Here is a 19,216-nt window from a genome sequence, read left to right as displayed (position 1 = left end):
CCTCGAGCCGGCGCGGCAGAGCCACGTCAGGCCGCAGGGCGCTGCTGACGCTGGTAGAGGAATTCCAGCACCGCGGCCCGGTAGGCGTGGTACTGGCTGTCGTGCGCCAGCGCCATGCGCTGCCGAGGCCGCTCGAGATCGACCTGGAGGATTTCACCGACGGTGGCCGCCGGGCCGTTGCTCATCATCACGATACGGTCGGACAGCAGCACGGCTTCGTCCACGTCGTGGGTGATCATGATCACCGTGTTGCCCAGTTCGGCGTGAATCTCCATCAGCGAATCCTGCAGGTGCGCGCGGGTGAGGGCGTCGAGCGCTCCGAACGGCTCGTCCATCAGCAGCACCTTGGGCTGCATGGCCAGGGCGCGCGCAATGCCGATGCGCTGCTTCATGCCGCCGGATATCTCGCCGGGGCGTTTGTCGCGCGCGTGCGTCATGTGCACCAGGGCCAGGTTGTGTTCGATCCAGTCACGCATTTCCGCGCGTGTCTTCTGCCTGCGAAACACCTGGCGTACGGCCAGTTCGACGTTCTCGTAACAGGTCAGCCAGGGCAGCAGGCTGTGGTTCTGGAATACCACGGCGCGCTCGGGACCGGGTTCGTTGACTTCCCGGCCATCGAGGATGATGCCGCCGGCCGTGGCCTGATGAAGCCCGGCGACGATGTTCAATACGGTGGACTTGCCACAACCTGAATGGCCGATCAGCGAGACGAACTCGCCCTTGGCGATCTTCAGATTGACGTTCTGCAGGGCACGGAACAGGCCTTTATCGGTGGGGAAATCGATGCCGACATTGGTCAGTTCGAGGTGGGCGTGGCTCATGGCGGTTCTCCTGGGTCAGCGCAGTACGGCGTTCTTGTCCCAGCTGAACAGGCGCTGGAGCAGAAGCATCAGACGGTCGAGGGCAAAGCCGATCAGGCCGATGACGATCACCGCCACCATGATCCGCCCGAGTGAATTGGAACTGCCGTTCTGGAACTCGTCCCAGATGAATTTGCCCAGCCCCGGGTTCTGCGCGAGCATCTCGGCGGCGATCAGCACCATCCAGCCAGTGGCGAGCGACAGGCGCAGACCGGTGAAGATCATCGGCAGCGCCGCTGGCAGAACGATGCGCCGCACATGGCTGAGCGGCGACAGGCGCAGCACCTTGCTGACGTTGTTGAGGTCCTTGTCGATGCCGGCCACGCCCACCGTGGTGTTGATCACCGTCGGCCACAGGCAGCACAGCGCCACGGTGAAGGCCGAGGTCAGGAACGACTTGGCGAACAGCGGATCGTCACTGACATACAAGGCGCTGACCAGCATGGTCACCAACGGCAGCCAGGCCAGTGGCGATACCGGCTTGAACACCTGGATCAGTGGGTTGAGCGCGCTGTACAGCGATTTGCTGAGGCCGCAGACGATGCCCAGGGGGATGGCCACCAGCGAGGCGATGACGAACCCGGCCGCCACGGTATAGAGACTGGTGAAGATCTGCTGGATGAAGGTCGGCTTGCCGGTGTAGGGGCGGATCTTCACCTCGGCGGCCGGATTGCTGGCCAGCAGCCTGGCGTTGCGCTCGTCCTGGCGCTGGTAGAACGCGGCGGCCTTCTCCTGTTCGCGCTGATGGGCGGCGATCAGCCCGGAGAACTGCTCGCTGACCTGCAACGGGCCGGGAAACTGGCCCAGGCTGGTCTGGATGTGATTGGCCAGCCCCTGCCAGCACAGCAGGAACAGAGCGATGCCCAGTGCCGGCAGGATCAGGCTGCTGGCCAGGCGCTTGAGCAAGGCGCTGTGACGCGCCGTCTTGAGGGTCTGCTGAATCGGAGTGGCGACGTTCGGGTTGCTCATCGTCCTGTCCTCGGGTCGGTTGAGGCCGCGACCAGGCGCGGCCGCTGGTGGCTTAGAGCGTGCGGTCGCCTTTCAGGCCGATGCTGAACTGCTGCAGGTAGGCGTTGGGCTGATGGCCGTCGTAGACCACGCCGTCGATGGTGTCGGCCAGCGGTTCACGGAAGCCATCTTCATCGGCCGGTGGGAAATCGCTGGCCTGCGCGTGGCCTTCGGCGACCAGCTCGGCGGCGGCCTGGCGATAGATCTCCGGGAGGAACACGCGCTTGGCCGTTTGCACGTACCAGTCGTCCGGCTTGGCGTCGGCAATCTGTCCCCAGCGACGCATCTGCGTCAGGTACCAGATGGCGTCGGAGTAGTAGGGGTAGGTGGCGTGGTAGCGGAAGAACACGTTGAAGTCGGGAACCTCGCGCTTGTCGCCTTTCTCGAACTCGAAGGTGCCGGTCATCGAGTTGGCGATGACCTTGGCATCGGCGCCGACGTACTCCGGACGCGAGAGAATCTCCACCGCCTCGGCGCGATTGGCGTTGTCGTCCGCATCCAGCCATTTGCCGGCGCGGATCAGCGCCTTGATCAGGCGCTTGTGAGTCTCCGGGTTGGCTTGCGCCCAGCTGCGCGAGACGCCGAAGACCTTCTCCGACATGTTCCTGCGAATCGCGTAGTCGGCCACCACCGGCACGCCGATACCCTTGAACACGGCTGCCTGGTTCCAGGGCTCACCGACGCTGTAACCGCTGATGGTGCCGGCTTCGAGTGTCGCCGGCATCTGCGGCGGCGGCGTCACCGAGAGCAGTGCCTGGGCATCGATCTGGCCGCTGATGTCGCCCTTGTTCGGGGCGTAGTAACCGGGGTTGATACCGCCAGCCGCGAGCCAGTAGCGCAACTCGTAGTTGTGCGTCGACACCGGGAAAACCATGCCCAGATTGAAGGGCTTGCCGGCAGCGGCGTACTGCTCGATCACCGGCTTGAGCGCGTCGGCCTTGATCGGATGCACGGGTTTGCCATCGGCCATTGGCACCTGTGGCTTCATCGCCTGCCAGACCTCGTTGGAAACCGTGATGGCATTGCCATTGAGGTCCATGGTGAAGGCCGTGACCACATCCGCCTTGGTGCCGAAGCCGATGGTGGCCCCCAGTGGCTGGCCGGAGAGCATGTGCGCGCCGTCCAGTTCACCGTCGATCACCCGGTCCAGCAACACCTTCCAGTTGGCCTGCGCCTCGAGCGTGACATACAGCCCTTCGTCCTCGAAGTAGCCCTTTTCATAGGCAATGGCCAGCGGCGCCATGTCGGTGAGCTTGATGAACCCCAGTTTCAGTTCAGCTTTCTCCGGTTCGGCGGCGTGCAGCAACGGCGCGCTCAGCAGACCCAGGGCAAGACCCAGCGAAGACAGGCGGCGGGGCGATAGGCGATGGAGCATGGCATTTCCTCGACTGACAGAAACGAAAAAAGACGTCGCAGACAACCTGCTGCCGATGGCAACGAGGAGTCTTTGACGTCTTTGTCGGTGTGCCCGAATCGCCGCCGTTGGCGATCTGGAGCGTGGTCAGGGTTTCCTTAGCAAGGCCTTTGCCAGCTTTCGTCGTGGCTGCCCTGGGATACGGATAAATCCATATCTTTCAAGGACCTGGCTCTTCAGTGGCGGCTCCGTCAAGGTGTTCGATCCTGCTGCGGACTGCCCAAAGACTGTGCAGCAGGATGATCGCTGGCCGATTTCGGAGCGTGGCGCGCGCCTCAGTGACAGGATTGCTGTTGTTTCAGTTCGACGAAGTCACGCAGCCAGTGCAGTACCTCGACGGCCTCCCAGCGGGCGGGGTCGAAGAGCGCATAGGCAAGGCCCTGGTAACCGACCACATCGAGCTGGCGGTGATAGCCGGCACGTTGCAGCAGGGCTTCGATTTCGGCGAAGCAGGTATTGAAGTGCTGACGATTGAAGGGCGTGCGGTTCTCCGTGACGATGCCTTCGAGCAACAGCTCATCGACCATGTCGCGTACGCGTTCCAGCGGCATGCGGTTCACTCGGTGTTTCAGCTGTAGTACGTCCAGCATGGTGGCGCTCCTGTGCAGTCGATCGTTTACCTGCCCAATAGGGTAATCGAAAAATACTGTACAAATAAACAGTATTGGGTGATAGTGGCCTCATTCCGGCGACGACAACCTGCTCACTCTGCGAAGCGAGCACCTTGCAAGGGGTATTGGCAATGCAACAGATGCTGATGACGATTGTGCTATTGGTCCTGCTGAGCGGATGCGCCCAACCTCAGGTCGAACGGCCTCAGGCCAATGGCGCTTACCTGGTCATAGAGGGCGAGCAGGCCTGGGCGGTGCTGGTGTCCAATGGCCGCCGGGTCGAAGAGGCGGGCAGGGTGCTGGATGTGGTGCGTCTGCCGAGCCCCCACTCCAATATCGCGGCCAGTTACGTCATCGAAACCCCCAACTGCGGCAAGCTGCAGTGGTTGACTGAGCGGCACGGCATGGCGGAAGGCGACACGACCTTGCTGCCGGCAGCGTTCAACGAGCAGTTGAGCAATCCTGACTGCGTGCTGGCGCAGGGCTTGAGCCGCGCCTGGACCGCACTGGATTACTCCAGCTGAGCAGGGCGCCTCGATCAGGGCACAAAAAAACGCCGCGACTATAGAAGTCGCGGCGTTTTCTTTTGCAGCATGAGTCCTTCGTGGGGACTACATCAGGTGTTGCTTGTCCATTTCGATGGCGGCATCGAGCGTTTCCAGCAAGGCCTTGCGCACCTTCAGCTTGGTGTTCTTGTGCGCGGTCATGTTGATCTTCTTCATCTGCTGGGCTGCGGCCTGAGCGGTAGCCAGCAGCTGCTCGCCGGGCACGACCTTGTCCAGGAAGCCGGCATCGACTGCACCTGCCGGGTCGAACATTTCGCCATTGATCACCGAGCGGTGGAATGCCGACTTGCGCAGGCGATCACGTGCCAGTTCGATGCCGACATGGTGCATGGTCATGCCGATCTGCACTTCGTTCAGGCCAATGTTGAACGGGCCTTCGACACCGATGCGGTAATCGGCAGACAGCAGGATGAACGCGCCTTTGGCCACAGCGTGGCCTGGGCAGGCGACGATGATCGGGTAGGGGTGAGCGAGCATGCGCCGCGCCAGCGTGGAACCTGCCGCCACCAGGTTGACGGCGTTCTGCGGGCCGGAGGTCATCACCTTCAGGTCGTAGCCGCCGGAGAGGATGCCTGGCTGGCCTGTGATGATGACGATGGCGCGATCCTGTTCCGCACGGTCGAGTGCGGCATTGAAGGCAGCGATCACGTCAGGGGAGATGGCGTTCACCTTGCCATTGCTCAGGGTCAGGGTGGCGATGCCATCTTCGAGTTGATAGCTGATCAGGTCGCTCATGGCAGTTTTCCTTGTTGGCGCCGCGGGGCTGAATGTGGGCAGAAGGTACTCAGCCGAACCGCTCTGGTAAAGCGCTGTGACTGACCGGCTGGTCAGTGTTTCTGCCTATCGCGGCGATGCCGAATGGCAATTGGTCGTGCATGGAGGCTGACATTTAAGGTAGGCCGCATATCCGAGGAGCGCCCATGAACAGCCTTTACTCCACCCTCTATCTGATTGCCGTGCTCGGCTTGCTGCTGGCAGCCGTAGTGCTCAGCGACAGCCTCTATCTGCGCAGCCCGTCCGGCGTTCTGATGCTGTTCGGCATTGGGCTGTTCCTATCCCTCGGTTTTCTGCTGTTTGGCCACATCCGTTTCGACGAAACACCCTCCGGCGAGCCCGAGGAAAACCGCTTGCGCTCTTAAGCGCATGAATCCTTTAAAAAAATTTGCCATTCGTAAAACATTCGACTACATTAGCGCACCTCGACGGGCTACACGCCAAAACGTCGAGATCCGGTGAAGTGTCCGAGTGGTTGAAGGAGCACGCCTGGAAAGTGTGTATACGGGAAACCGTATCAAGAGTTCGAATCTCTTCTTCACCGCCACTTTCGCAATACCTAAAGCCCTGAAAGCTGAGAAGTTTTCGGGGCTTTTTGCTTTCTGGCTTTCGGCAGGTGTCGAAAAAGTGTCGAAATGCCAGCTTTCTATCTTTCAGACGTGCCGCTTCTTGTTTCAGAATGCCAACTCCATGGACGTGAGGTGGATCAGGATGCGGGTCAATTACGTATTTATCGACTACGAGAATGTGCAGGCTACCTCGCTACGCTTGCTGCAGCCGGAGCATTTCAAGCTGCGTGTTTTTCTCGGGCCAAATAATTCGAAGCTGCCCACTGACCTTGTGACTGCAATCCATCGGCTTCATGACCGAGCTGAGTACATCCAGATGGATACGCCAGGCGCTAACGCCTTGGATTTCCACATCACGTACTACCTAGGTGTTTTGTCCGCAGCGGATCCAGGGGGTTACTACCACATAATCTCCAAAGACAAAGGCTTTGATCCGCTGATCAAACATCTGAAATCGAAGGGACTGACGGTTGTTAGATCAGAGAGCATCGAGCAAATGCCTTGCTTCGCTGCGACTCTTGCTACGCCTAACCCGTCTCAGAAGGCCGCTACGCCTAATCCACCAAAACCTGCGCCTAGCCAGCCTAAAAAGCCTGAGCCGGTAAAGGCCTCGCCATCAAAGGCGGCGGATAGAAACCAAGATGCTCTTATCAAGCTGGTGGTCGCAGATCTGATCGCCAGGAAGGCTTCAAAGCCACGAACGATAAAAACGTTGATGAACACCATTCATTCCAAGCTCGGCAAAGAGCGCGCTCTTAGTGAGATAGAGCAGATCTACAAGGTCTTGCGTCAGCGAGGCCTGGTGAAAGAGGCTGGTGCGAAGGTGTCTTACGCATTACCGAGTGGGAAATAACGGATTGAGCGTCAAAGCATCCTGCAAATGGTCTGGCGACAGGTGCGCATAGCGCATGGTCATCGCCAGCGACGTATGCCCCAGGATCTTCTGTAGCGTCAGGATGTTCCCGCCCCGCATGACGAAGTGACTGGCGAAGGTGTGCCGCAGCACGTGCGTGGCCTGGCCGGCCGGGAGCTTGATCGAGGTCTTTTCCAGCACGCGGCTGAAAGTCAGCATGCAGTTGGTGAACAGGCCGTGGCGCTTGAAGTAGAGATGTAGAGCCTTCTCTAGCGCTTTATCGATCGGAATCGACCGGGTTCGCTTCGACTTGGTGTTGGCAAAGGTCACCATGCCGTTTCGCACTCGCTCAGGTGTCAGCGCCTGGGCTTCTCCCCAGCGGGCACCCGTACTCAGACAGACGCGAGCGATCAGGCCGATACCCGGACTGGTGGTGCGATCATCGAGAGCATCGAGCAGCTCGGCTATCTGGCAGGTCGAGAGAAACGAGATAGGGCGTTCCTGCAGGCGTAGCGGGCGGACGTTGGCCAACGGGTTCGGGTAGTCGATATCGCCCAGGCGGTGCAGCTCGTTGAAGAGTGCTTTCAGGTAGCCGAGCCGGTTGTTCAGCGTCTTGCCCTGGATGCCTGCCTTGATCAGTGCGCTTCGGGTTTCACAGAAGGCGTTGCCGGTCAGGTTGATCGCTATCGGATCGCCCAGATCCTTGGCCAGATTCTGTAGGGTGCGGAGTATCGCAGCGCCGTCAGCCAGGGCATGGCCGTGCAGCTCGTGATAGCGGGTGCAGAGTTCGGAGAGGCGGCGACGATCTTTCGGCTTGGGTGTCCAGGCAGGCGACTCGATGCACTTGGCCCGGCAGGTGGCTTCGAAGCGCTGGGCGTCACTCTTGGTCTTGAAGGTCTTGCGGAAGCGCCGGCCCTTGATGGGTTCTACATCGACTTTCCAGCGACCGTCAGGCAGTTGCTCGATAGCCATCAGACAGCCCGACCCCACCTGACATGCCGTTCTTCGAGGATGCCCTTGATGTGCTTGTACAGCCCGTCTTCATCCATGCCCTTGGCGGCATAGTGATCGCGGATCACCGGCCAGCACTCCCAATCCTTGAGCCGGTAGAAAGCCTTTCTAGCGCCCACTCGCTCCCGTGCCAGCAGGCTGACGAAGTTTCCCAGGAATAGCTCGACGTTCTTCCCCGAGAAGCCGCGAGACGTCTTGTACTGGCGCTTGTACTCGGTTTCATCGACCAGGGAATCCACCGGCAGATCCACGCGCACGTCTTCGCGGATCAGCGTCCAGATGGGTTCGAAATAGCCAGGGCGAGCCAGCAACTTGAACTGGCGCAGGCCATAGCGCCACAGGCCGTCCAAGTGCGGGGCGAAGGCGGCATAGCTGTCGGTCTGGATGGTCGAACCGGTCTGCAGGTCGAACGATCCCGAGGCGAATTGCTGGATGATCGAGTGGTGGTAACGCAGCTCGACACGCCAGACGTCTTGCTCCGGGTTGTAGTTGTCCGGGTCGGTTTCATCGAAGCTGTCGCGACGTCTCCAGACGCCTTCCCAGTAGTCGAGTTTGTCGATGGCCCGGGCCTGTTCGGTCTTGTTGTAGATCCCGAGCTGGACGCCTCCCGCTGAGCCGAACAGGTAGGACTGGCCCTTGCCGTAGGTGGCCGACTCCAGCGTCCATTGAATTTCCTTGATGCCAGAAATGTCACGGGCAGCGCGTGCGCGGCAGTGCATGCGGGCGACCAGATCGGCGGGCGGTTGCCAGCCCTGGAGGTCTAGCGCGAGGTGGACTGCGCATTGGTTGCGCTCGACGTTGGTGAGCACGTGGCTGGCGTAGTAGTCCAGGCGCTCTTGTAGGCGCTCAGGTGAGAAGGTATCGATGGCATGCGGTGACACTTCGATTTTCAGGTGTGGGCCGATGTTCTCGATTTTGGCGTTGAAGTTCTTCACCAGCAGGATAAAGCCCAGGTCTGCGTTCTGGAGCTTGTACTGGTAGCCAGAATCCTTGCTGACGCGACCCGAGTGCCAGCGCTGGCCAGCGAAATCAACGATGGTCCCTGGCTTGTCGAACAGACACATGATTCCCGGACGGATAAGGCCACGATACAACTGGCGGACGGTATCGACGCTGCAGGCCAGGATTCGGACGTTGGACAGGTCGGTTATGCGGGCTGACTGATGGTCAAAGAACAGGCGTCCGGTTGGCGTTTCCTTGAACTCACGGTTCACACGGAGTTGGTCTTTAACTGCCATTTTCTAATGCTCCAAATAGTGCCGAATTGACACGTTTAACCTTGGTTTATCTGACGTGCTACAGGGACGTCAGCGGCGTGCGCGCGCCGCTCGCTCCCTCTGAACTAAACCGCTCGCTCGCGGCGCGCTTCACCGCCACGGCCTGGCCGCGTATTCGCTGTTAGGCACGATGTTGACGCGCATGCCGTTGGAGGCTGATTGGGGCGGGCTAGAGGCGTGACTGGCCGGCACAGCAGATAGCCCGCTGGGCTGGGGCGGCGTGGTTCCGTCTCGCTGCTGGGATTTGCCAGGACATAGCGCGGTGGCGATGTAGCCCATGGGGTGGCTGATGTGGACGACGCAGGGGCCGAGGATGCGCACCAGATAGCCGAGGTTGCGTAGCTCACTCAGCGACTGCCTCAGTACGTTGCCGTCAGCATCGATCACGTCGAACTGCCCCAGCTCGCGACGCTGGTCGTCCTGGCCAACGACCATGACGGCTCGCACGGCAAAGGTACGCGGGGCGAACGGGTGGTTCAGCTCACCAGCCAGGACATCAGGCGGCTGATTAACCAGATCATTAGCAGCAGGAGAAACAGACGCAGCACGAGGTGCTTGAGCAGCCACAGCAGGGCGGTCAGGAACTGCCTCACCAGCGGCAGTTCCACGACTAGCGACGCCAACGCCATCAGTAAGGACGGAAGCGCCGCCACCAAGGAACATGTAGCCAATAGAGCCGGCCAGCAGTGCCAGTAGAAAAAGAATCCGAGGCGACTTGAGCATACTTTTCCCCGCCCGGGTGTCCTGGGTCTTTCCCGTGGCGGTGGATTTGTAGAGGCGGAATGTGGCGGGTTTGATGCGCTTGTATTCGACGATGGTGCCGTCTGCGGGTGGTCGATTGAGTTGGGCATCATGCTGAGCCTCCTTGTAGCGGCCACCGATACCGAGAACCGCCATGTTGACGTGCTTGTACGCCATCTCGCTGGTCATGCGGATGTCGTCGCGGATGTACTGGATGTTCGGGGTGGTCAGGACGATGTCCCAGTTCCAGTGGCGGTGGCGGGTCCAGCCATCGAGCCAGCCCATGGGCCGATCTGCTTCAGCTGCGGCCTCGGAGCCACCAGGGAAGTCGAAGCGCTCCAGGTCGCGCTCACGCCAGGATTTCGGGAAGACCAGTTGGGTTTCGTCAAAGATGATGAACGCGCCCCGCGGTGCCCATTGGAACCAGGTGCGCATGCGCTCCATGTCCTCGAGCTTTTCGAGGTCGAGGTTGATGATGTCGACACTGTCGGGAAGCTCGGGCATTTCCAGTAGCACGCGCTCCAGGGTGAAGCCGCGTACGTTGGTGATGATCAGCCGGCCTTCTTGCAGGGCAGGTATGGCGTCGTCCTGGATGGCCCCGGAGGTCTTGTAGGAGCCGTTGGCTCCATGGTGGATTTTGATCGACATGGTCAGCGCCCTATGAACGGAACGAACTTGAGGGCGAAGCGTGTCGAGAGCGCCGAGAACAGGATGTTCAGGGCCTGAGGCACGCCGAAGAATTCCAGTGTTGCGGCTGTCTGAGAGGGGATGCCGGAATAGCGCTGGCGGACGTACTGCGTCACGCCGATATCGGTGACGATGTCCTGTGCAGCCTCATAGGCTACTTCCAGGGCGAGCAGTTGCACCTGAATCCAGGAGTAGACCGCCGCCTTGGTGAGGACAACCAAGCCCTCTTTGATCAGGTCGTAGATCCCGCTGGACAGGAAATCCCAAACGAACTGGAAGAAGTCGAGTATCTGGTCGAGAAAGCCGGAGAGCCATTCCATCGTCAGTTCCTCAATACGATATAGGCGGCGATCACTGCGGCACCGAGCAGCAGTGCATAGCGCAGCCAGGACAGGGGATCGGAGAAGTCAGCGATGCACAGGCGATAGGTCGCACCGTGGCTGAGGTTGATGGAGTCACACGGCAGTGAGCCGCCGCCTTCACTCAGGTTGAGTTCGAACACGCCACTGAACAGGGCGCCGTACTGGCTCAACTGCTGGTCCAGTTCTGCGCGAGCGTCGGCGATGCGCTGATCCCACTCGGTCAGGGCTTCATCAAAGCTGCCTTGCTCACCTTGTGACAGGCCCTTGGACGGGCCGGCAGGGCCTTCGCTTTCGTCACCTTCACCGTCGCCGTTACCGTCACCATTGCCGGTACCGGAGCCGTCCTTGATGCCGCCCGAGCTGCTGCAATTGGGGCCGGTGCACTGGGAGCTTTCCGAGGTAGTGTTGCCGTTGGCGTCCTTGGTGGTGTGGCTGACGTTGGTGGTCACTTGGCTGGAGCAGGAACCCACCCCGGAGCAAACCACCTTGGTTTGGGTATCGGTCTTGGTGGTCGTGGTTGAACCATCGGCGTTCTGCTTAGTTTCGACCTTGGTGTCGGTCATGGTTCCGGTCGAGCTGGGGTTCGTCCCGTAGCAGTGGAACGGTCCGTTGTTGACGCTTCCGCAGTTGGTGTAGTCGCCGGGTTTGGAGGTGTAGTTGGATGACGAGCAGACCATCCGACCTTCGCCGTCAGGCACGTACACGCAAGGTTCTTTTTCGTTGACGATGGGGGCGTCTGGTGGAAGGCATTCCTCGCCTTCCGGACACACGTCGCCAGGATCAACAGGAGGGGGAGCGAAAACAGGCGGTTCACCGTCTGCAACCGCGCCAGTGAAGTTCAGCGCTACACGGCAACGAACAGGGGCGGGGCCAAGGCTGATGGCGCCCACCTTCTTAGGCGCAGGCGCCTTGCAGTGGCTGTAATCGATGACGGTTGCCACACAGCCTTGCTCCACAATCGGTGGCGGAGGTGATGGATTGCCATTGTCATCGACGGCAATGATGGCGGTGGTGAAACGGGTGGATTCGGAGAAGTGCTTACACTGAGAGGGCTTGTCCGCGTCGTAGAAGGGAACGCATTCGCCCTCAGCGTTCTTGATCTTGGGGATCGTGGCTCCACCAATGACCTCTTCGCCGCACTTCTCTCCGTTGGGTTCTTGAGGGGCTAAGCATTCGCCGGTTTGACTGTCGTACGTAGTGCCAGGCAGACAAGAGTCACCCTTACGGATAACAGTCATGTCGCCAATAACAACGCCATTAGAAGATAGGCGCGCCTGACAAGTTACTCGCGTCGCGCTAACGAACGTAACACCGGCGTATGTATATGACTCGTAGTGATCACTTCTAGGGTAATGAGACTCGCAGGCAGAAACAGCAGAGTCATAACGCTTGCCATCAGGCGCGGTGTAGCGCTCCCAATAGTAAACCTCGGCCTTAGCGGAACAAGAATAAAGAAGAGCACCGCAAATAAATAACGCAAAGCCGAGATACATGTTGTAGCGGTAAAACTTACAGCGATCCATATCAAATCCCGCCAAAGAAAACCCCGCCGAGGCGGGGTTTGTTGCGTCGGCACCGGACGTGCAGGTCGGTCAGAAGAACTCACCAACCCGGAAGCCGGTGATGAAGGCACCGGCGACGAAGGCGCCGAGCATGACCGACCAGAGCACGCTTACACCTTGCGGATCAGGCTGTAGATGATGCCGGCCACCGCCAGGACGACGATCACCGGGATCGCCAGGTTGGCGATGCTCCAGGCATCGTCTTGAGCCGCCGTCATGGCAGTCTCGACGGCGGTGGTGTCCAGCGCCGCGAAGGCCGGGACAGTGGCGAGGGAAACCGCAGCACCGATGCAGGCGTTGCGAGCGTGGCGACGAGCGCGACCGAAGGCGGAAGCGCCGTTTTGCAGCTGGGTTTGCAGTTGTTTCATGGGTGTTACCTCATGCGTCGAAGGATTGATGCGACCATTCCACCGGAAAGGCCGATGACAAAAACCATCAGCGTTCCGCCAAAACCTATGCCGAACGCCTCTGGCGAAAATCCCCCCGAGACCAGGATGTCCACATATCCGGCAGCCTCAGGCGGGATCATGTAGGCCTGCTGCCAACCAAGCTGCGTGCACGACAACGAGTTGTCGGGGTTGGTGACCCATTGCATGCAGACCTGGACGGCAGCGACCGACATTCACAGCCCCCTGTTACTCGGCCAAGCTGGGGTCTTGAACGACCTCAGCCATGTCGAGGCAGTCAGGGCACAGGGTCTGGTGGGGCGCCTGGGTCAGATCGGGCAGCAGGTCGGGCTGTGGGGACGGCTGGTTGTAGAGCTGGCCCATGGGCTGCCCGCAGCAATCACACGTCACGCGATCAACGATCAGCACGGCGGCGCCCTCCGGTCAGGCCTTGGCCGCGTCCGGCTGGGTGCCGGTCGGCTTGGGCTGTTGTTGGGCGCTCTGCTGGGGAGCGGGCTTGCCTGCCTGGGCAGGCTTGGCCGACTCGACGTGCAGGACGATGAACTTGCCGGCGTTCTTGGAGCCGCGTTCGATCTCGGCGGTTACGCGGATGGTCTCCAGTACATCGAAGCCCTGGCAGGCCGCCCACACTTCGTCCAAAGCGTCTTCAGCGACGTTCATGGACATGAGCGAAACGCCGAGGTCTTTTTCACCGTCGGGTTCGTCACCGAAGAACAGCTTGACCAGTTTCACGTTGTCGAACTGGACGCGCTCAGCGCTGATGAATGCCAATTCCATAGTGGTGCGTGCCATGTTGTGTTTCCTCGTTTAAGTTGCGCGTTATTGCGCGGTTTCACCTTCTGCGGGCCGAGCTAGTCCAGGCAGAGGAACTTGCTTAGTTCTTCGCTGCCAGGAATTACGCGGGCTGCAACGGGTTTGTGAGCCTAGTTATACGCCACTGAAAAACTAAAAGGAGCACTTAAAAAACAATTAACTTGTGTCAAAAAGTACTGGTACGAATAGAGCCGTAATGGCACTTTTAAATAAATTATCTAACTCGCTCTTATTAGTTGCTCTGGATAGCACCAAGGGCTTTGCCCTTGTCATCCCACTCTTCGCCAGAGGGTCAGAGGGCAGGGGAGAGAAGCGTTCCCCAGCCCTTTGCCCCTAGCGTTGTCAGGGTGGTGGGTGCTCAAGGGTGCGCTCCGCCCGTGCCTCCGTTTGGCCGAACGGTGAAGCGTGTTCGGACAAGCCGGGGGCGCGGCCCTTGATCTGTTCGGGGGCGGTGGCGTTGGTGCTATTGCTGGAGGCGCGGCGTTTGGCCTTGGCGTCCCGGCGGTCCATGTAGATGACATAGCCAAACAGGAACGGCGCGCAGATCAGGGCGATCAGGAGCATGCAGCCGATCAGCAGGTAGACCAGATAGACGAACTGGAGGATGAAGGCCGCCAGCGATTCAATGGCTGCCTCTAGAGCGTTGATCCATTGAGTCATCATGCGATCACCCCCAGCTCCAGGATGGTCTGACGTGGAGCCGCTACCGGAGCTACACCGTTCAGCACGCTGATGACGTGACGGCCCCACTGATCAGCCATGGCGTCCGCGATGCCCTGATAGGTGCGGGAACGGTTCTTCCAGCGGTCCGGGCCGGGGGCCATGTGGTGCACGACAGGGGCACGACCAGCCACGATGTTGGTGGGCTGGAGCCGTGGCAGGTTCTGGAGCCAGAAGTGGGTTTCCTTGCGTTCACCGTGGCCGAACATCCAGGGCTGGACGATCTGGTCCGGCTTGCGAATCTGGCCGGATATGACCGACTTCGGATTTTCCAGCGCCTTGAAGCGGATCGGCGCGGCCAGCAGCGTGCGGACGAAATCCAGGGCGCGAGCCTGACGACCGTCCGCGATCTTCTCGGGGAACCAGCGCGCGCCGGAGGTCGCCAGATCCGTGCAGGGCGGATGGGCAATCAGCAGGTCCCAGCCCCAGTCGAGCACGTCCAGGACGTCGCCCTGGATGTGTTCGCCCTCGGTTTCGGAGGGCATCAGATCGCAGCTGACGGCGTAGAAGCCGACGCGGGTCAGGGCATCGCGGACGCGGCCGGAGAATTCGCAGGCGACGAGGGCGGTTGGCTGTCTCATGCGCTCACCCCACCAGTTCGAACGGTTCGCGCAGCGGCACGAAGGGCGTGGGTTTGCCGGTGTCGCTCACAACGTGCCAGTACTTCGGCGGTCGGTTCGACGGCGTGTGCTTCTCGCAGTACGAGGCCGCTGTCACACAGATCCGCCCATCGACCACACGCCACTGTGCGGGGCGGCACTCGGTGCAGGGTGTGGACGGGGAGGCGGCGGGCTTGGGTGGCTCCCAGTTTCGGTTGAGCCAGCAGACAGAGCAGTCGCAGTTGGCGGGGTGCGGCTGGCGTAGGTACTGGCTGAGACTCTTCATTGGCCGACACCTCGGGCGTTGCCTGGGCGAAGCTGGCTTGCAGGCGGGTGACGATTTCGGCGTTCAGGGAGCGGTTCGCCTGCTTGGCGGTTTGCTCTACCTGGGCGCGGAGGGCTGGCGGCATGCGCAGCTTGAATTGCGGGTCAGTGCGGCTCATTGGTTCACCCCCGTGAACAGCAACACGCGGGTTTTGCCGAGCTTCACACTCTCGACGGCGCCGGTTCTGATCCAGTACGCGACCTGTTCGACGGGAACACCCGCCAGGGCGGCGAAGGCGGCTTGCGTATAGAAGGGAGGATTCATGCCGTCCACTCCTGTTCCAGCAGCCAGGAGCGGAGCAGGGCGCTATTGACCATGCGGCGCTTGCCTAGCTTTACGGTGGGGAGAACGCCTGCATATACCCAGGCACGCGCGGTGCCGTAGGTCAGGCCGTTGCGGTCGGCCCAGGACTCGACGGTTTCCACGTCCTGTTGAGGGCCTATCAGCTTCGAAGGTTCCAGCTCTTCCAGTTCCATGCTCGTTCCGTCACTATTCGTTTCAATGCCAGTTATTCAGCATTGCGTTATCCAAAATGGATCGTGTCGAAACGGATAATGCCATTGTTGATCCATATTGGATATATCATCTATAGATCGAGTGGCTATGATTAAAGAGCGCGTTATAACTATTTTGAAAAGCTCTGGGATTCGGCTTCCCGAGTTGGAGGAGCGCACTGGCATCAGTCGCTACACCTGGAACAACTTGAAGAACACTGCCAGAAAGCGCGAAATCAAGGCAGAGGAGATCGAAGCTATCGTTAAGCTCTTTCCTCAATACGCTTTGTGGGTAGTCAGTGGCGAGGTAGCGCCAGAGGCAGGACAAATAAGCCCCGAATACGATCAAGCCAATTCAAACTTGCCCAATCAAAACGCGGGATAGCGATTACAACGGAAGTAGCTAGGCGCTGGTTCTCTCGAAATTGAAAAGGTTGTTTACCTTCATCAAGGAAGGGAAGGAATAAAAGTGATCTTCTCCAGACGAGCAATTCAGGAACGGCTGAACCTACTGCGACAGCACTTGAAGTCAGACGAAGTAGAAAACTTTGCGAAAAGGCTGAATAAGGTTGGTCGGTCTAGGCTTTCTGCTATGTGGGAAGTGATAATAATTTCCTCATTGCTTCGCACGGGCAGGGTTGATATTGAGCAGGAGCTTTCTAATGGCCGTAGGCCAGATATTCTGTTTGATGACGGAAAAGGTTTGGCTTTTTTTGCAGACATTACCTGTGTTTCTGATGAGGGCTTGGATAAAGAAAATCCGATAGAGTTTTTTAATGAACGCCTTATGGAGACTGTTTCTAAGTTAGGCTTGCCATTAGGCGGGCATGCTGGCCGGGTAGAGTCAAAAAGAGTAACTACGTCTAGAGGTCAGAAGGTTGTACTAAGACTTCCTGCATATTCAGATATTCCAAAATTCATATCGGAACGAATTGAGCCCAAGCTAAAAGCTCCATTGAGGCCGGGCGAAAGATATATAAGAATTTCAATAGATGATGAGCAAGCAGGGCTCTCTCTGATAATTGATACAGTTGGCGGGCAATTTAATTCTTTTGGTTGTACTAGCTATGATCGGCCGTCGATCGTAGATAGGAATCCGTTGTTTAATGCTTTGAGAGCAAAATATAAGCAGTTGAAAGCTGCAGAGGGTATAAAGGGAATTATAGTCTGCGATGGAGACTCAAAGGTGCTATCCAGTAGGAATGCACATAATGTTGAAGATGCATGCTTGGTGTGTAATGAGTTTTTTCGGCAGCATAGCTCTATAGACTTCATTCTCATTATATCTGTAGATGAGAGAAGGAAAAGTCCGTTGGACTTCCGCTCTGTGTATCGGGTTGTGAATGCAAAGATGGCTTCCCGCAATGAATTCTCACAACTGAAAGAAATTGAGAGGATTTTTGATTTGGTCCTAAAAGATTTCCCTAAGCCGCTTAACAGTCCTGTTAACGCCGCGCATCGGGCGCAAGAGTCAGGTTATGGGCTTGGTCATCGAGGAGGGTACAGAATGAGCGGCAGAAAGATTAGACTTAGCTCAAAGGCGGTAATGGAGGTCCTGTCAGGTAGAAAAAGCATTGATGAATTTAATTCCGACTATGAGTGGAATGGTAACTCGCCTGATTTCAGGATTCCGAATCCGTTTGAAAGGAATTTGGATGAGGGACGCTTGCCGGTCAAGGTTACAATAGAAGCCGGTGATGATGATGACTGGATTGAGTTTGAGTTTGGCGATAAGGATGTGGCGATTTCAGAGTTTTACTAGATTTGTATGTAAATGAGGCAAGGAGCCATGATGAAGGCTAATAAGGAAGATATCCCTGATTATATACGCAGCAAGAAAAAGCCCGGTCCATGGCGAATGGTGGCCATCCTGGGCGTGGGTTCCGCGATTACCTGGGGCGTGATCGCACTGTTTGCCAAGCCAATCGTGATCAACGTTGACCAGCTCAAGCAGGCGATCCACGTAGACGGCAAACCCCTGTTCAGCCAGCAACCGGCGCCACAGCCCTACAGCGAGCCGGAAGAGCCTATAAGGCTGCCATCCATTCCTGTCGATCCGCCCGTCCAGGACGTTCAGCCCTACAAGCAGACTCAAGCCGATATCGAATGGGCAGAGAAGAGCAAGGCGATGGCCATCGAGCGCATTCGCAACTCGTTCAATGACAACAACTACACGCCCAAGCAGCCGGCCAACACCTACACACCACCAGCTATCCAGCAGGTTGCAGCCACGCAACGAACAGAGAAGCGCCAAACCAAGCAGACCATCCGTGACCAAACAGCACGCTGGATCAGGAGCTGGAATGGCGGTTCGAAGTACCTGGCTGAATGGGTGGCCATAAACAACTACATCGACGGCAGTAGCGTATGCGCCAACCACCGGCGCGGGTCAATCGACTACCGAGAATGCCGCAAGGCTGCCAAGCAACACTTTCACGAAGAGTGCAAGACCTGGCGCGCCAAATACGATAGTGACCGCAAAGCATATAGTGACCGCATGAAGACACGCTATTGCTCTGCGGCGAGCAGCTTTAATCCAATGGGATAATCCCTGTAATTTACCCTGTTTGTATTTGGCTAGAAAGATGGCTAGGGGATGTTTATGGTAAGGAATGCTGGCGTTATCTCTAAGCTATTTAATAACGGGAAAGTAGAGGCCGCAGGGCGCGGTGGCTTGCTTTGGAATTTGGCAAGGGTTATTGGTGTTCGCAAAGACTCTATAACGGCTTTTGCTAAATTTGTTCTAGTTGTGCTATCGCTAGCCTCGGCTCACTATTCAGGGTTTATGACGCAAGTGCCATTTGAAATGGTGTCCGTTGTGGCTGTTGATTTTTTGTCTGAGTTTATATCTATATTCGTTTTTTATTTTGTTATGAGTTACACGATTTCACGTGTTTTTGCATTCTGTCTTTCGCAGTTTGTGATTTCTTACTTTCACTCAATGACTGCCCTAGTATTCTTCTTGAAAATTCGCTGGCCGGTGTTGTTAAAAAAGAGCGGGGCAAGGATGTACAAGGATACCGTGAGATTTGAAGGTATTATTCATGGGGTGATTCTTGTTTTTGGTGTCTATATTCTATTTGACTTCTGTTATCTTAATGTTGATTACTCCAGGGTTGGTAAAATTGTCTGGATTTTTTCTGCCTTTATCTTGATTGCTTTTCTTATGAAGATAGGTTTTGCGGCCAGAAATCCTAAAGTGGCATGGGGTCGATTACGAGATAAAAGACGAGTGGCTCTTAGGCGGCTGCTATTTAAGTCATTCACTTATTTGCTGGCAGGCTTTGCGTTAGGGCTTTCTTACTATTTGGGCTATTTGAGGTTTGATAAAGTGGTTGATGAGGATTCAGTTTATATAGAGTCCGAAAGGTTTATCGGGATGGCGACCATATTGATGAAGTCCGGAGAGTCATTTTTGCTACTGGATAAGGGTGCTGGCATTGAGACTTTCTATTACATAAATGATAAGTTTTCTGTCAAGTTGGAAGACAGCAAGTCCAATAAAGGTGAGCCGGTAGATAGCGTCAGTCTACAGTGGTGAGCCAGCTTGGAATGTCTTTTTT

At 57.8% G+C, this 19,216-nt stretch carries 26 protein-coding genes, 1 tRNA gene and 1 pseudogene; 8 read left to right on the top strand and 20 right to left on the bottom strand.

The genetic code is table 11. The annotated features are described in order from the left end of the window. Positions 1–26: 26 nt before the first annotated feature. The 4 genes from FIV02_RS12445 to FIV02_RS12430 all read right to left on the bottom strand — a co-directional run bounded on the left by FIV02_RS12445 (position 27) and on the right by FIV02_RS12430 (position 3,872). A complete protein-coding gene (locus FIV02_RS12445; RefSeq protein WP_037047650.1) occupies positions 27–821 on the bottom strand; it encodes an ABC transporter ATP-binding protein in 795 nt (264 codons plus the stop codon). Positions 822–836: 15 nt separating this feature from the next. Then, positions 837–1,829 (bottom strand): ABC transporter permease, encoded by a 993-nt coding sequence (locus FIV02_RS12440; protein ID WP_152488784.1) that lies wholly within the window; start codon positions 1,827–1,829, stop codon positions 837–839. A gap of 52 nt (positions 1,830–1,881) precedes the next feature. Continuing rightward, positions 1,882–3,243, bottom strand: coding sequence for a CmpA/NrtA family ABC transporter substrate-binding protein (locus FIV02_RS12435; protein ID WP_047585689.1), 1,362 nt, complete (start codon positions 3,241–3,243; stop codon positions 1,882–1,884). A 314-nt stretch (positions 3,244–3,557) separates the two neighbouring features. Next, a complete protein-coding gene (locus FIV02_RS12430; protein WP_037047631.1) occupies positions 3,558–3,872 on the bottom strand; it encodes a hypothetical protein in 315 nt (104 codons plus the stop codon). A 152-nt stretch (positions 3,873–4,024) separates the two neighbouring features. Between FIV02_RS12430 and FIV02_RS12425 the strand changes: the two genes are divergently transcribed. Then, on the top strand, positions 4,025–4,417 hold the full coding sequence (locus FIV02_RS12425; protein WP_037047628.1) for a hypothetical protein: 393 nt from the start codon (positions 4,025–4,027) through the stop codon (positions 4,415–4,417). An 87-nt stretch (positions 4,418–4,504) separates the two neighbouring features. On the opposite strand, the gene FIV02_RS12420 is transcribed toward FIV02_RS12425, so the two are convergent. Continuing rightward, positions 4,505–5,194, bottom strand: a complete 690-nt coding sequence (locus tag FIV02_RS12420) for a crotonase/enoyl-CoA hydratase family protein (RefSeq protein ID WP_037047625.1) — start codon at positions 5,192–5,194, stop codon at positions 4,505–4,507. 185 nt (positions 5,195–5,379) lie between these two features. On the opposite strand from FIV02_RS12420, the gene FIV02_RS12415 reads away from it, so the two are divergent. From FIV02_RS12415 to FIV02_RS12405, 3 genes are all read left to right on the top strand, one after another. Next, on the top strand, positions 5,380–5,598 hold the full coding sequence (locus FIV02_RS12415; RefSeq protein ID WP_037047623.1) for a hypothetical protein: 219 nt from the start codon (positions 5,380–5,382) through the stop codon (positions 5,596–5,598). A 92-nt stretch (positions 5,599–5,690) separates the two neighbouring features. Further along, positions 5,691–5,780, top strand: a tRNA-Ser gene (locus FIV02_RS12410). Positions 5,781–5,944: 164 nt separating this feature from the next. Then, on the top strand, positions 5,945–6,655 hold the full coding sequence (locus FIV02_RS12405; protein ID WP_256662950.1) for a PIN domain-containing protein: 711 nt from the start codon (positions 5,945–5,947) through the stop codon (positions 6,653–6,655). Here the strand turns inward: FIV02_RS12405 and FIV02_RS12400 are convergent. The 15 genes and pseudogenes from FIV02_RS12400 to FIV02_RS12340 form a co-directional block, all read right to left on the bottom strand. Further along, positions 6,638–7,627 (bottom strand): tyrosine-type recombinase/integrase, encoded by a 990-nt coding sequence (locus FIV02_RS12400; RefSeq protein WP_152488783.1) that lies wholly within the window; start codon positions 7,625–7,627, stop codon positions 6,638–6,640. The two genes, FIV02_RS12405 and FIV02_RS12400, sit on opposite strands and share 18 nt — an antisense overlap. Continuing rightward, positions 7,627–8,904 (bottom strand): hypothetical protein, encoded by a 1,278-nt coding sequence (locus FIV02_RS12395; RefSeq protein ID WP_152488782.1) that lies wholly within the window; start codon positions 8,902–8,904, stop codon positions 7,627–7,629. The genes FIV02_RS12400 and FIV02_RS12395 overlap by 1 nt, the downstream gene beginning before the upstream one ends. Before the next feature lie 129 nt (positions 8,905–9,033). Continuing rightward, positions 9,034–10,332 (bottom strand): zonular occludens toxin domain-containing protein, encoded by a 1,299-nt coding sequence (locus FIV02_RS12390; protein ID WP_152488781.1) that lies wholly within the window; start codon positions 10,330–10,332, stop codon positions 9,034–9,036. 2 nt (positions 10,333–10,334) lie between these two features. Continuing rightward, positions 10,335–10,691: a DUF2523 family protein gene (locus tag FIV02_RS12385; protein WP_152488780.1), complete on the bottom strand. Its 357-nt coding sequence runs from the start codon at positions 10,689–10,691 to the stop codon at positions 10,335–10,337. 2 nt (positions 10,692–10,693) lie between these two features. Continuing rightward, complete coding sequence (locus FIV02_RS12380; protein WP_152488779.1) at positions 10,694–12,256, bottom strand: hypothetical protein; 1,563 nt, start codon at positions 12,254–12,256, stop codon at positions 10,694–10,696. Positions 12,257–12,405: 149 nt separating this feature from the next. Beyond that, positions 12,406–12,663, bottom strand: a complete 258-nt coding sequence (locus tag FIV02_RS12375; protein ID WP_152488778.1) for a major coat protein — start codon at positions 12,661–12,663, stop codon at positions 12,406–12,408. A gap of 5 nt (positions 12,664–12,668) precedes the next feature. Beyond that, positions 12,669–12,917, bottom strand: a complete 249-nt coding sequence (locus tag FIV02_RS12370; RefSeq protein WP_152488777.1) for a hypothetical protein — start codon at positions 12,915–12,917, stop codon at positions 12,669–12,671. A gap of 13 nt (positions 12,918–12,930) precedes the next feature. Further along, the gene (locus FIV02_RS12365) at positions 12,931–13,110 is read right to left on the bottom strand and encodes a hypothetical protein (protein WP_047589682.1); all 180 of its coding nucleotides are present in this window, start codon (positions 13,108–13,110) and stop codon (positions 12,931–12,933) included. Between the two features lie 15 nt (positions 13,111–13,125). After that, positions 13,126–13,494: a hypothetical protein gene (locus tag FIV02_RS12360; protein ID WP_152488776.1), complete on the bottom strand. Its 369-nt coding sequence runs from the start codon at positions 13,492–13,494 to the stop codon at positions 13,126–13,128. A 363-nt stretch (positions 13,495–13,857) separates the two neighbouring features. Next, positions 13,858–14,175 (bottom strand): hypothetical protein, encoded by a 318-nt coding sequence (locus FIV02_RS12355; RefSeq protein WP_256662949.1) that lies wholly within the window; start codon positions 14,173–14,175, stop codon positions 13,858–13,860. Further along, positions 14,175–14,816, bottom strand: coding sequence for a DNA cytosine methyltransferase (locus FIV02_RS12350; protein WP_152488775.1), 642 nt, complete (start codon positions 14,814–14,816; stop codon positions 14,175–14,177). Before FIV02_RS12350 ends, FIV02_RS12355 begins: the two co-directional genes overlap by 1 nt. Before the next feature lie 4 nt (positions 14,817–14,820). Then, positions 14,821–15,120, bottom strand: coding sequence for a DUF5447 family protein (locus tag FIV02_RS24980; RefSeq protein ID WP_256662948.1), 300 nt, complete (start codon positions 15,118–15,120; stop codon positions 14,821–14,823). 79 nt (positions 15,121–15,199) lie between these two features. Beyond that, positions 15,200–15,244, bottom strand: a pseudogene (locus FIV02_RS24975) (hypothetical protein); the annotation flags it as partial. Between the two features lie 29 nt (positions 15,245–15,273). Continuing rightward, positions 15,274–15,423 (bottom strand): hypothetical protein, encoded by a 150-nt coding sequence (locus FIV02_RS24820; RefSeq protein WP_172979149.1) that lies wholly within the window; start codon positions 15,421–15,423, stop codon positions 15,274–15,276. Next, a complete protein-coding gene (locus tag FIV02_RS12340) occupies positions 15,420–15,635 on the bottom strand; it encodes a DNA-binding protein (protein ID WP_152488773.1) in 216 nt (71 codons plus the stop codon). Before FIV02_RS12340 ends, FIV02_RS24820 begins: the two co-directional genes overlap by 4 nt. Positions 15,636–15,762: 127 nt before the next feature. Here FIV02_RS12340 and FIV02_RS12335 point away from each other — a divergent pair, with 127 nt between their 5' ends. The 4 genes from FIV02_RS12335 (at position 15,763) to FIV02_RS12320 (ending at position 19,194) form a co-directional block, all read left to right on the top strand. Then, entirely contained in the window at positions 15,763–16,038 is a 276-nt protein-coding gene (locus tag FIV02_RS12335; protein WP_152488772.1) for a helix-turn-helix transcriptional regulator, read from the top strand. A gap of 84 nt (positions 16,039–16,122) precedes the next feature. Next, positions 16,123–17,415 carry a hypothetical protein gene (locus FIV02_RS12330; RefSeq protein ID WP_152488771.1) on the top strand — a complete coding sequence of 431 codons (1,293 nt, stop codon included), beginning with the start codon at positions 16,123–16,125 and terminating at the stop codon, positions 17,413–17,415. 30 nt (positions 17,416–17,445) lie between these two features. Then, a complete protein-coding gene (locus FIV02_RS12325) occupies positions 17,446–18,201 on the top strand; it encodes a hypothetical protein (RefSeq protein WP_152488770.1) in 756 nt (251 codons plus the stop codon). A gap of 54 nt (positions 18,202–18,255) precedes the next feature. Next, positions 18,256–19,194, top strand: a complete 939-nt coding sequence (locus tag FIV02_RS12320; RefSeq protein WP_152488769.1) for a hypothetical protein — start codon at positions 18,256–18,258, stop codon at positions 19,192–19,194. Positions 19,195–19,216 lie beyond the last annotated feature (22 nt).

It is taken from the genome of Pseudomonas sp. THAF187a (assembly GCF_009363395.1).
GTDB classification, from domain to species: Bacteria; Pseudomonadota; Gammaproteobacteria; order Pseudomonadales; family Pseudomonadaceae; genus Aquipseudomonas; species Aquipseudomonas khazarica.
Note: the sequence above shows the minus strand (reverse complement) of the source record. Positions and strands in the feature narration are given on the sequence as shown.

Bases quoted from the DNA above. Each gene is read 5' to 3' on its own strand.
- FIV02_RS12355 (WP_256662949.1), bottom strand. From the start codon at position 14,175: ATGACTCAATGGATCAACGCTCTAGAGGCAGCCATTGAATCGCTGGCG.
- FIV02_RS12385 (WP_152488780.1), bottom strand. From the start codon at position 10,691: ATGGAATGGCTCTCCGGCTTTCTCGACCAGATACTCGACTTCTTCCAG.
- FIV02_RS24820 (WP_172979149.1), bottom strand. From the start codon at position 15,423: ATGAATCCTCCCTTCTATACGCAAGCCGCCTTCGCCGCCCTGGCGGGT.
- FIV02_RS12325 (WP_152488770.1), top strand. From the start codon at position 17,446: ATGAAGGCTAATAAGGAAGATATCCCTGATTATATACGCAGCAAGAAA.
- FIV02_RS12375 (WP_152488778.1), bottom strand. From the start codon at position 12,663: ATGAAACAACTGCAAACCCAGCTGCAAAACGGCGCTTCCGCCTTCGGT.
- FIV02_RS12340 (WP_152488773.1), bottom strand. From the start codon at position 15,635: ATGGAACTGGAAGAGCTGGAACCTTCGAAGCTGATAGGCCCTCAACAG.
- FIV02_RS12370 (WP_152488777.1), bottom strand. From the start codon at position 12,917: ATGTCGGTCGCTGCCGTCCAGGTCTGCATGCAATGGGTCACCAACCCC.
- FIV02_RS12445 (WP_037047650.1), bottom strand. From the start codon at position 821: ATGAGCCACGCCCACCTCGAACTGACCAATGTCGGCATCGATTTCCCC.
- FIV02_RS12420 (WP_037047625.1), bottom strand. From the start codon at position 5,194: ATGAGCGACCTGATCAGCTATCAACTCGAAGATGGCATCGCCACCCTG.
- FIV02_RS12430 (WP_037047631.1), bottom strand. From the start codon at position 3,872: ATGCTGGACGTACTACAGCTGAAACACCGAGTGAACCGCATGCCGCTG.
- FIV02_RS12350 (WP_152488775.1), bottom strand. From the start codon at position 14,816: ATGAGACAGCCAACCGCCCTCGTCGCCTGCGAATTCTCCGGCCGCGTC.
- FIV02_RS12335 (WP_152488772.1), top strand. From the start codon at position 15,763: ATGATTAAAGAGCGCGTTATAACTATTTTGAAAAGCTCTGGGATTCGG.
- FIV02_RS12415 (WP_037047623.1), top strand. From the start codon at position 5,380: ATGAACAGCCTTTACTCCACCCTCTATCTGATTGCCGTGCTCGGCTTG.
- FIV02_RS12400 (WP_152488783.1), bottom strand. From the start codon at position 7,627: ATGGCTATCGAGCAACTGCCTGACGGTCGCTGGAAAGTCGATGTAGAA.
- FIV02_RS12380 (WP_152488779.1), bottom strand. From the start codon at position 12,256: ATGGATCGCTGTAAGTTTTACCGCTACAACATGTATCTCGGCTTTGCG.
- FIV02_RS12395 (WP_152488782.1), bottom strand. From the start codon at position 8,904: ATGGCAGTTAAAGACCAACTCCGTGTGAACCGTGAGTTCAAGGAAACG.
- FIV02_RS12435 (WP_047585689.1), bottom strand. From the start codon at position 3,243: ATGCTCCATCGCCTATCGCCCCGCCGCCTGTCTTCGCTGGGTCTTGCC.
- FIV02_RS12405 (WP_256662950.1), top strand. From the start codon at position 5,945: ATGCGGGTCAATTACGTATTTATCGACTACGAGAATGTGCAGGCTACC.
- FIV02_RS24980 (WP_256662948.1), bottom strand. From the start codon at position 15,120: ATGAAGAGTCTCAGCCAGTACCTACGCCAGCCGCACCCCGCCAACTGC.
- FIV02_RS12390 (WP_152488781.1), bottom strand. From the start codon at position 10,332: ATGTCGATCAAAATCCACCATGGAGCCAACGGCTCCTACAAGACCTCC.
- FIV02_RS12425 (WP_037047628.1), top strand. From the start codon at position 4,025: ATGCAACAGATGCTGATGACGATTGTGCTATTGGTCCTGCTGAGCGGA.
- FIV02_RS12360 (WP_152488776.1), bottom strand. From the start codon at position 13,494: ATGGCACGCACCACTATGGAATTGGCATTCATCAGCGCTGAGCGCGTC.
- FIV02_RS12440 (WP_152488784.1), bottom strand. From the start codon at position 1,829: ATGAGCAACCCGAACGTCGCCACTCCGATTCAGCAGACCCTCAAGACG.
- FIV02_RS12320 (WP_152488769.1), top strand. From the start codon at position 18,256: ATGGTAAGGAATGCTGGCGTTATCTCTAAGCTATTTAATAACGGGAAA.